At 36.0% G+C, this 14,549-nt stretch carries 11 protein-coding genes; 8 read left to right on the top strand and 3 right to left on the bottom strand.

The annotated features are described in order from the left end of the window. Window positions 1-10: 10 nt before the first annotated feature. Genes CHSO_RS19745 through hemL form a run of 4 tightly spaced genes read left to right on the top strand, consistent with a single transcriptional unit; the run spans window position 11 to window position 4,293 of the window. Complete coding sequence (locus tag CHSO_RS19745) at window positions 11-919, top strand: 1-aminocyclopropane-1-carboxylate deaminase/D-cysteine desulfhydrase (RefSeq protein ID WP_045499909.1); 909 nt, start codon at window positions 11-13, stop codon at window positions 917-919. A gap of 15 nt (window positions 920-934) precedes the next feature. Beyond that, window positions 935-1,993 carry a glucosaminidase domain-containing protein gene (locus tag CHSO_RS19740; protein WP_045499906.1) on the top strand — a complete coding sequence of 353 codons (1,059 nt, stop codon included), beginning with the start codon at window positions 935-937 and terminating at the stop codon, window positions 1,991-1,993. Window positions 1,994-2,008: 15 nt separating this feature from the next. Then, window positions 2,009-2,986: a hypothetical protein gene (locus CHSO_RS19735; RefSeq protein WP_144428992.1), complete on the top strand. Its 978-nt coding sequence runs from the start codon at window positions 2,009-2,011 to the stop codon at window positions 2,984-2,986. Window positions 2,987-3,003: 17 nt separating this feature from the next. Next, window positions 3,004-4,293, top strand: coding sequence for a glutamate-1-semialdehyde 2,1-aminomutase (gene hemL, locus CHSO_RS19730; RefSeq protein ID WP_045499900.1), 1,290 nt, complete (start codon window positions 3,004-3,006; stop codon window positions 4,291-4,293). A gap of 48 nt (window positions 4,294-4,341) precedes the next feature. On the opposite strand, the gene CHSO_RS19725 is transcribed toward hemL, so the two are convergent. Next, window positions 4,342-4,695, bottom strand: a complete 354-nt coding sequence (locus CHSO_RS19725) for a hypothetical protein (protein WP_045499897.1) — start codon at window positions 4,693-4,695, stop codon at window positions 4,342-4,344. A 263-nt stretch (window positions 4,696-4,958) separates the two neighbouring features. On the opposite strand from CHSO_RS19725, the gene CHSO_RS19720 reads away from it, so the two are divergent. The 4 genes from CHSO_RS19720 (at window position 4,959) to CHSO_RS19705 (ending at window position 9,523) form a co-directional block, all read left to right on the top strand. Beyond that, entirely contained in the window at window positions 4,959-6,293 is a 1,335-nt protein-coding gene (locus CHSO_RS19720; protein WP_045499894.1) for an amidohydrolase, read from the top strand. A 12-nt stretch (window positions 6,294-6,305) separates the two neighbouring features. Further along, entirely contained in the window at window positions 6,306-6,977 is a 672-nt protein-coding gene (locus tag CHSO_RS19715; RefSeq protein WP_045499891.1) for an ankyrin repeat domain-containing protein, read from the top strand. Between the two features lie 381 nt (window positions 6,978-7,358). Beyond that, on the top strand, window positions 7,359-8,204 hold the full coding sequence (locus tag CHSO_RS19710) for a helix-turn-helix domain-containing protein (RefSeq protein WP_045503009.1): 846 nt from the start codon (window positions 7,359-7,361) through the stop codon (window positions 8,202-8,204). A gap of 80 nt (window positions 8,205-8,284) precedes the next feature. Further along, window positions 8,285-9,523, top strand: a complete 1,239-nt coding sequence (locus CHSO_RS19705) for an amidohydrolase (protein WP_045499888.1) — start codon at window positions 8,285-8,287, stop codon at window positions 9,521-9,523. 498 nt (window positions 9,524-10,021) lie between these two features. On the opposite strand, the gene CHSO_RS19700 is transcribed toward CHSO_RS19705, so the two are convergent. Beyond that, a complete protein-coding gene (locus tag CHSO_RS19700) occupies window positions 10,022-11,425 on the bottom strand; it encodes a hypothetical protein (protein ID WP_045499885.1) in 1,404 nt (467 codons plus the stop codon). A 45-nt stretch (window positions 11,426-11,470) separates the two neighbouring features. Further along, a complete protein-coding gene (locus CHSO_RS19695; protein ID WP_045499882.1) occupies window positions 11,471-14,260 on the bottom strand; it encodes a TonB-dependent receptor in 2,790 nt (929 codons plus the stop codon). Window positions 14,261-14,549: the final 289 nt, after the last annotated feature.

Genomic DNA, 14,549 nt, shown 5'->3' with positions numbered 1-14,549 from the left:
AAAAACTAAAATGTTATTACAATTCCCTACAGAACTTATTCCCATTCAGGAAATCCCGATTCATAAAAATGTAAAACTCTTCATCAAGAGAGAAGACCTTATTCATCCTCAGGTTTCTGGTAATAAATACTGGAAACTGTTTTATAATGTTAATCGTTATCTGGAAGGAAATCTGGAGAAACCGTATATCATTACATTTGGTGGGGCTTTTTCCAATCATATTGCTGCTGTTTCTGCAGTAGGTAATCTGGCTGGTATTCCAACACTGGGAATTATCAGGGGAGAAGAATTACAACATAAATGGCGTGACAATCCTACTTTACTTTTTGCAAAAAGAAATGGAATGAACCTGAAATTTGTCACCCGTGAAGAATACCGTCATAAAGAAAAACTGACAGAATTCCTGCAGCAAGAGTTTCCTGAGGCGCTGGTAGTTCCGGAAGGAGGAACCAATGAAGAAGCTGTGGAAGGGGTGAAAATGATGCTCAATGAGCAAACAAAAGATTTTGACTATCTTTGCACCGCAGTTGGAACAGGAGGAACCATTGCCGGAATTTCAAAATTCTGTGAAGATAATCAGAAAGTTATAGGATTAAAGGTCGTTGACGATGCTTCACTTGAAAATAAAATTTTTGAATTAACTTTGAAGCAGAATTTTAATCTAATAGATTCATGTTTTGGAGGTTATGGTAAAATAAGTGATGAAAATATCCGTTTTATCAATAATTTCAAAGAGAAATACGACATTCCTCTGGAACCGATTTATACAGGAAAGATGATGCAGAAAGTTTTTGAACTTATTGAAGAAGGCTACTTTCCTGAAAACAGCAGAATATTGTGCTTTCATACTGGAGGATTACAGGGGATTGAGGGTGCTAATCTGCTTTTGGAAAAACAGAATAGAAATTTAATTATATAAGTAAAATTGAAAAACATGAAAAGACTTTTTCTAGCCATAAGCCTTTTAGTTTTATCAAAATTTTCGGCCCAAGGCTGGGCAACAGAAGATCAATACATTCAGAAATTTGCTAAATATGCAGTAGAAGAAATGGAAAAATATAAAATTCCTGCTTCTATTACTCTTGCTCAGGGACTTCTTGAAACAGGAGGCGGGCAAAGCAGATTAGCACAGGAAGGTAAAAATCACTTCGGAATAAAATGTAAAGAAGACTGGACGGGTAAAACGATGAAACATACGGACGATGCTCCCAACGAATGTTTCCGTGTATATGATGATCCAAGACAATCTTACGAAGATCACTCTATATTTTTATCCACCAGAAAATATTACACAAATCTTTTTAATCTGGATATGAAGGATTACAAAGCGTGGGCTTACGGATTAAAAAAAGCCGGATATGCAACCAATCCACGTTATGCTTCCATCTTAATCACTAAAATTGAAAAGTATAAACTATACGAGTATGACAACACCAATTCTAATGAAGTGTTGTATGCCGTGCTTAAAATGTATCCGGATTTAAAAGACGACAGAACTTTCATGGCACAACTGGAGCCTTCAAAAGTAACAAAGAAAGCTAAAGAGCCGGTGACAGTAGAAGTTCCTTATAAGCAAACTTCTTACGCACAGCAGCAGAAAAGAGTGGAGAGAATCAAAACAAAAGCTGAGATTCTGAATTCTATTCTCATTAAAAGCCACCCGAATGACGGGCTGAAATATATTGTTATTCCTGAAGATACCGATGTAAGATTCATTGCCAATAAATTCAAAGTAAGCGAAAGCCGCCTGATGAAATGGAATGAGCTTGAAAATGAAACATTAAAGAAAAATGATATCGTTTTTCTGGAATCTAAAAATTCCTCAGGAAATACAGCTACTTATAAAGCAATGTCGGGAGAAGACATGCATGCTATTGCCCAGAAATTCGGAATCAAGCTGCATAAGTTATATGCTAAAAACAGAATGGATGAAGGACAACAGCCATCTGCAGGACAGCTTATTTATCTGATTGATAAAAAACCCAGAAACTAATCTCCTTTACTTCCCATGAAAATATTAAATGTGACTTCTAGGTATCTCCGGGTATTTTTGATGTTCGTGTCATGTGCAGTATTTTCTCAGGAACAAAATTATATTCCTTACAGAAAGGGTAAAGTATGGGGGCTTTGCGATACCTATAAATTTATTACAGTACAGCCACAATACAGCAGTATAAGCTGGTATGATGAATCCGTGAAAGGTTTTCATGCAGAACAAAATGGTAAATTTGGAATCATTGGGCCTAACTCAATGCTTATTATGCCATTTATTTCGGATAAACCGATAGCTGTAAAAGATGACAAATTCTTAGTTTTCGATGGATGGAGTTCCTATTACTATTCGATGAAAACAAAAATGCGTCTGGAAGAATATATTCAGAGTGAAAGATACCCTTATCCTATTAATGATAGAGGATGGGGAGAAATAGAGCCGTTTTACAGAGGAGATATCAAGGAAGCTGTATTAAGCTGGGATGATCTTAGTGATGAAGACATTGAAATGCTAAAGCCCTTTGATAATGACCAGTATGAGCTAACTTTCAAGAGAAGTTTTATAGAAATAGCATCTGCCAATACAGATATTGGAATTTACATTCCTGAACTGAAAAAAATATTTTTAAATACACAGGATCTGGCACATACAGGATGGCAGTATTATAGAGGGAATCCTTATATTTTTACAGTGAATACTTCGAATTTAATGGGACTGGTAGATGTAAATTCAAAGGAGATTTACCCTAATGAATATAATACGATCAGCTTGGTAGATGTCCATAAGTTGGTATATCTTTCAAAAGTTGATCCCAATCATCAGAATAATTTATTTTTTAAAACAATTCTTCCCAATAATAAAATATTAGATGGTAAATTTGAACCGGTTATGCAGCTTTGGAAAAACGGTAATTCTTTTCAGCTGTACTATACGATAATCAATGGGGAAAAAAATTATGCAGGAGAAGATGGTACCCTTTACTTTGAGGGTTAAACAATAAAAAAAAGAAAATGAAGTATCAAAGAAGTTCGGCTTTATTTGATGAAGCCTACAAATACATTCCGGGAGGAGTAAACTCTCCGGTAAGAGCATTCAAATCAGTGGGAGGAGTTCCCGTTTTCATGAAATCAGCAAAAGGAGCTTACCTTACCGATGCTGATGATAATACGTATATCGATTACATCAACTCATGGGGACCCGCTATTTTAGGACACACACATCCTGAGGTACTGGAAGATCTGAAGATCCAGGCAGAAAAAGGATTCTCTTTCGGAGCTCCTACAGAACTGGAAACTGAAATTGCAAAATTTATCATTGAAAACGTTCCGAATATCGATCAGATCAGAATGGTTTCCTCAGGAACAGAAGCTTGTATGAGCGCGATCCGACTGGCTAGAGGGTTTACAGGAAGAGATAAGATCGTAAAATTTGAGGGTTGTTATCACGGACATTCAGATTCATTCCTGATTAAAGCGGGAAGTGGAGCAGCAACTTTCGGAAATCCAAATTCTCCGGGGGTAACTGAAGGTACAGCAAAAGATACTTTATTGGCTCGTTACAACGATTTTGAGCAGGTAGAAGATTTATTCCGCCATAACCAGGGTGAGATTGCAGCAGTAATTATTGAGCCGGTTGCCGGAAATATGGGTTGTGTATTGCCTGAGAATGATTTCTTACAAAATCTAAGAAAGATCTGTGATGAAAACGGTGCTTTATTGATTTTCGATGAGGTAATGACTGGTTTCAGATTAGCATTCGGGGGAGCACAGGAGCTTTTCAATGTGAAAGCTGACCTGGTAACCTACGGAAAAGTAATCGGAGGCGGACTTCCGGTAGGCGCTTTTGCAGGAAGAAATGAAATTATGGATCATCTGGCTCCAAAAGGAGGAGTATATCAGGCTGGAACATTAAGCGGAAATCCATTGGCAATGAGGGCCGGATTAAAAACACTTCAGCTGATTAAAAATGATCCTGAATTCTTCAACAGATTAAACAAAACAACACAAACCCTGGACATTGAAATCGGGAAGATTTTAAATGAAAAAGGAATTGCTCATAAGATCAACAGAAAAGGTTCTATGATGTCTGTATTCTTCCATACCAACAGAGTTTCTAACTTTGATGAGGCACAGGAAGCAAACCATTCATTGTTTAATAATTTCTTCCACCAGATGCTTCAGAATGGAGTGTATCTGCCACCAAGCGGTTATGAAACATACTTTGTAAGTGATGCCATCAAAGAGAAAGAAATTGATATGACATTGGAAGCCGTTAGAAAATTTGAATATTCTAATTTATAATACAAAAAAGACTGTCTCTTAATAGGCAGTCTTTTTTTTGTCCGTTTATTAAACAACACCATAGCAGAACATACACATCCATCGTCCTTCATTATTAACAGCTTCAGCATCAAAGATATAAAGTCCTTTACTTTGAATATTTTCTCTTTGGCTGAGAGCATCTCCTCCGGAAGCGTCTGTAATATAGATAATGGCTCCATCCTGCTCTTTTCCATATAATGTATTGCCTTTCTCGGTTAGTTCAGCACGTGTTAATCTAGGGGGTAATAATCCATCAATAGTTAAAACTTCTTTTTTGGCAGTAACATCAAGGGTAGCTTTAGGGCTTTCGGTATTAATCCCTGTTTGTGCAAAGACAATAGAAGTTATACATATTGAAATAATACTCACTATTTTTTTCATAGGTTCTTTTTTTTTTTGCAAATATAAATTTTAATAAAAAAATGCAGTACAAGTTCAATTGTAAGAAATGTGTTAAAGAAGTTTACGGATAGTAAAATAAAGTATGTGTATGAAGTTTATGTGAAGAGAAAATAATGAATGATGTATTATTGTAAATGTTTTTATTACAGTTGCGAATAAAGCATAAATCATACAGATTTTGTAATAAACCATACACTTTGTTCAGAACACTTCTTTTTAATTTTGTCATAAATAGATTGGAAATGAAGACTTCAGACAATAATATGTCCCGCAAGGATTTTATAAGAAATTCAGCATTGGCAATGGCAGGATTAACTTTAATACCGAATATCATGACAGCATCTCCTTTTTTTGATGAGAAAAATATTTCAGCAAAAGGAAAACTGAGCCTTAAAAACGTTCGTCTTGAAACCGGTTTCCAATATGATGAAGGAGAAGTTTCTGCTACAAAAACAGATCTGTTTTATGTAGAAGTTGAAAACGGAAAGATTACTAAGATCGCTCCAAACCAGCCTAACGTAAAAGCTATAGATGCAAAAGGATTATTGATGCTTCCTGCATTTAAAGATATGCACATCCATTTAGATAAAACTTTTTATGGAGATAAATGGCAGGCAGTAAGAAAAAGAACCGGCGGTGTAAAAGGAATGATTGAGCTGGAGCAGAAAATGCTTACGGAAATGCTGAAGAATTCAACATTCAAGGCTGAAAAAATGATTGAATTATTGCAGTCAAAAGGAACATCCTTTGCAAGAAGTCACGTCAATATTGAACCTACCTCAAAACTTCAGTCATTAAAGAATCTACAGAAAGCTTTAGACAATAAAAAGAAAAGTTTCGGGGCAGAATTAGTAGCTTTTCCACAACATGGTGTGTTCTATACAGATTCAGCACCTTATCTAAAGGAAGCAGCAAAGATGGATGTTGATTTTATCGGTGGAGTAGACCCCTTCAATGTAGACGGCAATATTGAAAAAGTAGTGGATTTCACTGTTCAGTTAGCCCTAGACAACAAAAAAGGAATAGATATTCACCTCCATGAAACCGGTGATTCAGGATTGAAAACGGTAGAATATCTTATTAAAAAAGTAAATGAAAATCCGTCTTTAAAAGGCAAAACATACCTGAGTCATTGTTTTATACTCGCAAAATTGGACGAAGCAAAACAGGAAGATATTGCTGAAAAGCTGGCGGAAGCACAGATTGGAATTGTTTCCACAATTCCTTTCGGAAGACTGATTATGCCGATCCCGACTTTATACAAGCATAATGTAACCGTATTGACGGGAAATGACAGTATTGTAGACCATTGGAATACTTTCGGAACGGGAAGTGTACTTCAGAAAGCCAATTTAATGGCGCAACTGTATGGATATTCAACAGAGTTTTTATTATCAAGAAGCTTAAAACTGGCAACAGGAAATATTCTTCCATTGGATGATAAAGGAACCCAGCAATGGCCTAAAACAGGTGATAAAGCAGACTTCGTTCTATTGAATGCAAGCTGTTCTGCGGAAGCTGTTTCGAGAATCTCCAATGTAGAATCATTGGTACATCAGGGAAATGTAGTTTTTTAAATTCAATTTAAAATGAAGAAAATATTAGTATTTCTCTTGGCATTCGGGAGCCTGAGTGCCTGTCAGGAGAAATCTGGTGATTTTCCAAACGAAGAAATCATGCAGGAAAAAAACATTATTAATCAGGTAAAGAAAAATAATCTTTCTGCTGTAAAATCTGCTCTGCAAAATGGGGCAGATGTTAATACAAAGGATGGAAAAGGACGCTCTTTATTGCTCATTGCAACAGTAGAGAAGCTAACTGAAATGGCTAAGCTATTGGTTTCCTATAAAGCAGATGTTAATCTTCAGGATGATCAGCTGGATAGTCCATTTTTATATGCCGGAGCAAGCGGACAGACAGAATTGGTGAAATTATATCTGGAAAATGGCGCCCGTTTTGATGTATTTAACCGCTACAACGGGACAGCTTTAATTCCAGCATGTGAACGAGGGCATGTGGAGACCGTGAAGATTTTGGTTAAAGCAAAAGGCTTTCCAATTAATCATGTGAACAAATTAGGATGGACAGCTTTAATGGAAGCGGTAATCCTTGGAAACGGAACCCAGAAATACCAGGAAATTGTGCAGATCCTGAAAAATAATGGCGCAGACCTCACGATTCCTGACCATGCAGGCAAAACGCCTTTACAACATGCAGAATCATTAGGTTTTAAAGAAATAGTTCAAATTTTGAAATCATAAAAATAACGTTAGGGAGATCAATACTGTCATCAATCAGCAGTATTCAATTTTATCGGAGATAAAATCTTTGCGTCTTATAAAACAGCATTATGAACCAAATCTTTGCGCCATTGTGATTTCCCAACATCATCAGGAACATAAAAATTTAGATATATAATTTAGTTGGTGTTTTTAGCCACAAAGGTCACAAATGTTTTATTATTCTGTTTTAAAAGTAATTTTCTTTTAAAGCAGAGTTGAATTCAAAATCATTCTCTATGTTGAAGAAAAGGGGAGAAGCTGTAGTTTGGAGGAGAATGATTGAGAGCATTTGTTTCTTTTGTGGCTATTTTAATTTTTTCTCTCATAAATTTTATTAATTTTAAGAGAAATTCAGGTAGCGTGGGTTATCATACAGATCATTTTCCCATTTTAGGAATTCAGGAGTTTAGCGAGAACCAGCATAAGGGCTGTAATTTGTTGTTTAATGAACTCTACGGGGCACGCTCTATCGATGATCCCCATAAACATGATTTTTTTATCATCAATCTTTTTGAATACGGAGTAGGTTCCCATACCATAGATTTTACGAAATATGAGGTAAAAGATCACCAGATTCATCTTGTTTTTCCTGATCAGGTGCATCAATGGGTGATTGAAAAAGATACGGTAGGCTATCAATTAATGATTAGCCGGGATTGGTTTGAAAGTTTTTTACCATCACTGAGATTTTCTGCTTCCTATTATCAGAATCATCCTGTTATTAATCTCTCTGTGGAAGTTTTTAAAACATTTTTATATGAATTTCAGGCCATTCAAAAAGAATTGAGTGGAGAAAATGTTTTTTGGGAACTGATTCAAAAAAGAAGCGAACTGATTGGATTATTGGTTAGTAAAACAGTGGAAGGAGCGTTTAAGGATTTTGAAGTTTACAATTCAAACCCGATTATCTCTAAATTTTTGAATCTTATTGATGAACATTTCAGAACAGAAAGATCTGTTTCCTTTTATGCTGATAAGTTGAATATCTCTGCCAATTACCTGAATATTGTCTGTAAAAAAAATCTCAATGCTTCCGCATCATCCCTTATTCAGGACCGTATTCTACTGGAAGCAAAGCGCCTTTTAAAGGTTTCAGAGATGTCTGTAAAAGATATTGTGTATGATCTTGGATTCTACGACCATGCCAGTTTTTCGAAATTCTTTAAAATGCAAACGGGAATGACACCGTCTCAATTCAAGGAATAATTGATACAAAACAAGACATAATTGATACACCGGTTTTCAAAAGAAGCTGGTGTAATTTTGTAGGGTTAAAATATTAAAACATGCAATTTCCCTATCAATTAACTGCAAAAGGAAACTATTCCCTTAAAAATGTACGCCTGGAAACAGGTTTTGAATACGAAAATGAAGAGGTTATTGGAACAAAAACAGATCTTTTCAGTATCGATATTGAAAACGGAAAAATTAGATCAATAAAAGCTAATGATTCCGCTTCGAAAGCTATTGATGCCAAAGGGTATCTGATGCTTCCTGCTTTCAGAGATATGCATATTCACCTGGATAAGACATGGTACGGTCTCCCTTGGCAGGCACTTTCTCCCAAAAGAAAAACGGTTAAGGATATGATTGCCTATGAACAGGAAATCATTCCTGAGCTGTTGAAAACTTCAGTGGATAGAGCGGAGCAGCTGATTAGCTTGTTACAGCATTATGGGACTCATTTTGCCAGAACGCACTTCAATATTGATCCCACTTCAGGCTTAAAATCATTGGAGAATTTGGAACAGGCCCTTCAAAATAAAAAAGATTCCTTTAATGCCGAACTGGTTGCTTTTCCACAACATGGGGTGTATTATACAGAGTCAGCTCCTTTAATGAAAGAAGCTGCAAAATTGAAAAGTGTTGCTTTTATTGGTGGAGTAGATCCATTTAGCCTTGATGGAAGCATCGAAAAAGTAATGGACTTCACCGTACAATTGGCATTGGATCATAACAAGGGAATTGATATTCACCTGCATGAAGCAGGAGAGTCCGGAATGAAAACGATTAGCTATCTGATTGATAAAGCGATTGAAAACCCTGCGCTTCAGGGAAAAACGTTTGTAAGTCACGCTTTTGCGCTGGCTCACCTTTCTCCAAAAGAAACAGAGGAAATCTCAGAAAGGCTGGCTGCCGGAAAAGTAGGAATTGCTTCTTCCGTACCGTTTAAAAAGACCATCATGCCGATCCCAACGATGAAAAAGCATGGGGTAAATGTTCTGATTGGGAATGATAATGTACAGGATTTCTGGAGTACTTTCGGATCCGGAAGTATTTTGCAGAAGGCCAATCTTATCGCTGAATTATACGGCTATGCTACTGAATTCGCATTATCAAGAGCATTACAATTCGCTACTCAAAGTATTCTTCCTTTGGATGATAAAGGAAAACAGCAATGGCCTAAAGCAGGTGATGAAGCTGCTGTGGTTTTAGCAGATGCTTCATGCTCAGCAGAAGCCGTTTCCAGAATATCTGCAATAGAAGCCCTGATGCACAACGGGAATCTGTTCTGGAGAAGTTAAAATTTACGTAGTATATATTTTTTATACACTTGTTTTTTGTGAATCAGCCACCGGAGTTTTCTGGTGGTTGTTTTTTTATTATGATAAAAGATAAAAGATAAAAGATAAAAGATAAAAGATAAAAGATAAAAGATAAAAGATAAAAGATAAAAGATAAAAGATAAAAGATAAAAGATCTTGTCGTTAAACAACTATTATTTATATAAATATCCACACGGATATCAACATCAATAGGGGCGGGCTTTAGCCCGGCCAAATTAAAATAACTCAAAATTCCACATTCCACTGGCTTTAGCCAAAACCTAACATGAAAACTTAAACAGATTAATTATGCATACATTTTTGTGTTCACATAACATTTGATTTATATTCTGAATATTAACATCCCTTAATATTGAAACTTCCATTAATCTGTTATTTTGAATAATAATGCTAAAAAAAGCCTTCGGAAAAATATCCGAAGGCTTTTTATGAATAAAATCTAATTACTATATTATTTTATAAATTGAAGTTAGTCCATCCAGCATACCAAGTATCATTAAGGTCTGCTACAGCACCTTTATAAGCTACTTGTTTGAACCAGTTGCTTACTTTAGTATTGGTGAACTTAGCTCCATTCAATAGTGGTGAACCTGAAGCAGGAGCAAAGTTTGGAGTTGTTCCCGCAGGAGCCCAAGCGTTAGTAAGTTTTGCATCAGCCGTAGAACCTAAGATTGAGTTACCACCATTATTAAACCAAGTGGTAAGAAGTTCCAGTGAATATGTTGTTGGGCTAGAAGGTCCGAATTTTAGAGGAGTTGTATTTCCTGCCAACACATTGTTTTCAAAGAATAATTTATTCCCTGTGATATTAAGATCTGTTGCAGTTCCTTTAGTAGCATCAATAAACAATCCTACAGGATATCCTGTGAACACAGAGTTGAATACAGAGATAGAAGAGTTTCTTCTGATCTGTAATGCATTTTGGAATAAAGCATTGATTGGTGTTGAAACAGCAGAGTTGATTGGTCCGATAACCGTCATGTTAGAGAATGTAGCAGAAGTCTGAGGGGCAGTTGGAGAACCATTAGCATCATTATCAGACTCAAATGCATTAGATCCTGAAACGTCAGCTACCTGAGAATCTCTTACAGCAATACCAAACTGTACATTTCCTGAATACCCGTTATCTGTATCGAAATCATCATCAAGACCTTTGTAAGCGATAAGGTGAGAACAGTTTACCGTTCCTCCGAACCACTCGAAACTGTCATCATTCGCATAAGCAACCTCTACATAATCTACAAGAGTTCCGTTACCTACACCACCGAATGTGATCCCGTTAATTTCTTTATCCGGTAAGAATGCATATCCTGCATATTCTACTCTTACATATTGTAATACACCACTGTTGTCAGCAGGATTAGTTCCTCCGTAAAGTCCAAGACCGTCAGCATCATTGATGCCTCCTTCCATTTCTCCAACACCGTTTTGTCCTTTAAATGTAGCATTGGTAGGAGCGTTTCCTAAGATAACAAGACCTGCCCAGTCACCTCTTTTAGGGCTTGGCTTTTCTGAAGTAAAGATAATTGGATTGGTAGCCGTTCCTTTTGCCATGATCTTACTTCCTCGGGTAATGATCAAAGCTCCATTTTTGTCAGCTTCACCAACAATTTTTGTACCTGGCTCAATTGTTAAAGTCGCCCCCTTAGTTACATATACTAATCCTCTTAGTTTATAAATTTTATTAGCCTTAAGAGTAAGATCTGATGTAATTTTTCCTGTAAGAATTAGATTTTCAGTATCTCCATTTCCGTTACCCCCATTTTGAATGATGGTAGGGCCATCTTCTTCTATATTTCTACATGCAGTAGTTGACACTAAAGCACCAAGCATTAAAGAATATAAAACGAACTTTTTCATATTGTAAGAATTAAATTATTTTTATTAGATTATTTGAGTAAATTATTAAAAACTGTACCCTAGTGTTAAACTGAAGTTGGTACCTGTTAATCGATCTATGGCAAGAGCATCAGTACTGTCATACTTTTTGTTGTTGTTCAGATCATGATAGAATTTTGCACGACGGTTCAGGATATCAGAAACGTTTAGCTTAATTTCTCCTTTCTTATTCCATATTTTCTTAGCAACCTGGAAGTCTAAAAGCGGTCTTGGAGCCTCCCAGATTGGTGGAACCTGATCATTTCCAACATAAAGAATTCTTCTTCCAATCATATTGAATAATACTGTAGACGACCATCCTGATTTTTCAGCTTCATACTGAAGATTTAAGTTAATCGTGTATGGAGACTGACCCTGCATTGGTCTGTTAATTCTGGTAGCCTCATCCGTTACTTTGTTTTTAATATAAGCGAAGTTACCACCTAGCGTAAAGTCTTTAAGAGCACTTACAAAATCCAGTTTTTTTCTGAATTCCAATTCAACCCCATAAGCGTCAGCTTTGTCTACATTCAGATAGTTGAACGTGTTACTTGTTCCTACCCCAGATTGGTTGAAGTATAATTCGATCGGTTTTTTGAAGTTTTTATAGAAACCTGCCACGGAAAGGATTTCCCCATTTCTTGGATAGAATTCCCAACGAAGGTCTGCACTGGTAATTTTAGTTCTTTCAATATCTTTGCTCCCAATTACTGTAGCGCCCAAATCAAAATCATAGTAAGCTAAAGGAGAAACCTCTCTGAACTCAGGTCTTACCACAGTTTGTGAACCGGCAAGACGGATATTCATTTTAGGATTTACTTTGAAAGTTAAGTTAAGTGCTGGTAAGAAGTCTGTAACACGAGTGTTTACAAAACGGTCATCACTTCTTTTGGTGCTGCCTACTAACTGGTCAAAGTTTTCAACTCTTAATCCCCAAACAGCTCTTAGCCACGGTGTAAAGTTGTTATCAAACTGTAAATATCCTGCATTAAGGATGGTGTTGGCGATGTATCTGTATTGGTTTCCGGCAATTTCATCAAATGTAAATCTACCGTCAGTTCCGAAGTTTTCAGGATTAAAGATTGTCTCAAAAGGTTGAGAAAGTAGCCCCTGATTGTATTTTTCAAGCCTTACGGAGAATGGCCTTGAATTGTATATTCTGTCTTTTACCTGGAACAAATAGCCTCCCTTGATGGTTTGCTTTTGTCCAAATAGTGTAAATGTTTTAGAAATGTCACCTCCTGCATTATACAGATAATCACTTAGTGTAGAATAGAAAACACTTCCTGATTTCTGAGAAAGACCATTGGAGATCAAAGCCAGATAAGGGCTTCCCTGCATATTCGTGTATTGGTTATATTGTAAACGCTGTAGCAAAGGAATATATTGATCCAGGATTCCGAAGCTTCCGTACCAGTTTACGGTAAGTCCGCCAAGAGCATCTATTTTGTGTGTTCCGGTAAGGGTTGAATTATAGAAAATAGTTTCTTTAAATCCAATTTCTCTTGCCTGAATATTCGTTCCATTGATAGGGTCAAATTCAAAATCCTTTCCTGATCTGAAAGACATGTGGTTCACCGTATTATTGGTGATAATGTTCTTTAGGGAAATTTTATTGTTGCTGTTAAATTTTAGAGCGAGATTCAACATCCCACCTAGAATAACATCATTGGTATACTTTTCTGTATAATAATCGAAGTTTGTATTGGCTACCTCGTCGTTGATGGTGAAGAAACGGTTGTTGGTTACAGTTCTTCTTTTGTTGTTGCTATAATTTAAAACAGCAATAACTCCCAAATCTTTTCCGAAAACCTTTGTGTTGAAGCCTCCGTCTAACTGTAAGCTTACGTTTTCGGGATAACCAATTGTATTGTAACCCAGATTTTTAGTAAATCCTTTACCAATATCTGTTTTTTGAGCCTCATTCAAAATACTAAAGGCATTCTTTGCAGGCATATTGGTTGGTAATTTTCTATAACCATCATCAATTCCTAAGAAATCCCAGTTTCCTCCTTTCTGCATAAAGAATTGATGGTTCATGGTGATATTATTACCTCCTACACCTACCTGTACATTGAAAAAGTCTTTATTAGGAATATCTTTGGTATTCACCTGGATCAAACCACCTCCCCATTCACCAGTATACTCAGGAATAAAAGTTTTATTGATAACAAGCGTTTCGATAACGTTGGCAGGGAAAAGGTCAAAAGAGAAAGTCTTTCTGTCCGGTTCTGTACTGGAGAGCTGAATGCCGTTTAGCATTGCCTGATTGTAACGGTCAGATAATCCTCTTACTACAATATATTTTCCATCAAATAAACTTACTCCGGAAACTCTTTTCAGAACTTCACCAGTGTTTCTATCCGGGCTTTTTTTAATCGCTTCAATACCAATAACCTGAGAAACTACACCTGAATTTTTTTGCAATCCAATAGTAGAGGCTATGGTTTCTTTTCTTGCATTAGATTTAATGACAACTCCCTCAATTTCTTTTTCTTTGGTAGTTGGTTTTTCCAGCACAATATCCAGGTGAGTGTTACCATCATTTTTTACAATAACTTCACTGATCTCCTTTTTGTTATATCCGTTAGAACTTACCGTTATTATATAATTAGTACCAGGCGAAAGATTGATAGAGTAGTATCCGGAAAGGTCTGTGACTACTTCCTTGTCATTTACCTTTACTTTTACCCCCTCTATAGGAGTGTTATCTTTCTCGTCCAATACCCTACCTTCAAGAATTTGGCTTTGTGCAAAAGCATAGCCAGCAGAAAACAAGGCAAGTAGCACAATGCTCTTGTGGAGTTGTTTTTTCATTATTACTTCTTTTACTTCTTTTTCAAGGGCAAAATAAGGGCTAAGTTTTTAAGAAAACTTTAGGAGAATTTTAATTAATTATGAAGTTTATATGAATAAACAAAGGAGCTTTTAAGTTATTGATCTTTGTTTTTTTTATCAAATTATTTTGTTTGTTTATTAGAAAATGTTTCGTATATTTGATTTAAATGTATTTATTTATTCTTTTTATTGTTGATTATTTAATTTCAATAAACGAAATGACTTTTTAATAATTAGTTAACATTGGGGAGATAGATGAAATCAATGA

Origin of the sequence: Chryseobacterium sp. StRB126 (genome assembly GCF_000829375.1) — a bacterium.
Taxonomy (GTDB): Bacteria; Bacteroidota; Bacteroidia; order Flavobacteriales; family Weeksellaceae; genus Chryseobacterium.
The sequence above is the reverse complement of the archived record's forward strand: the minus strand, read 5'-3'. Positions and strand labels throughout refer to the sequence as shown.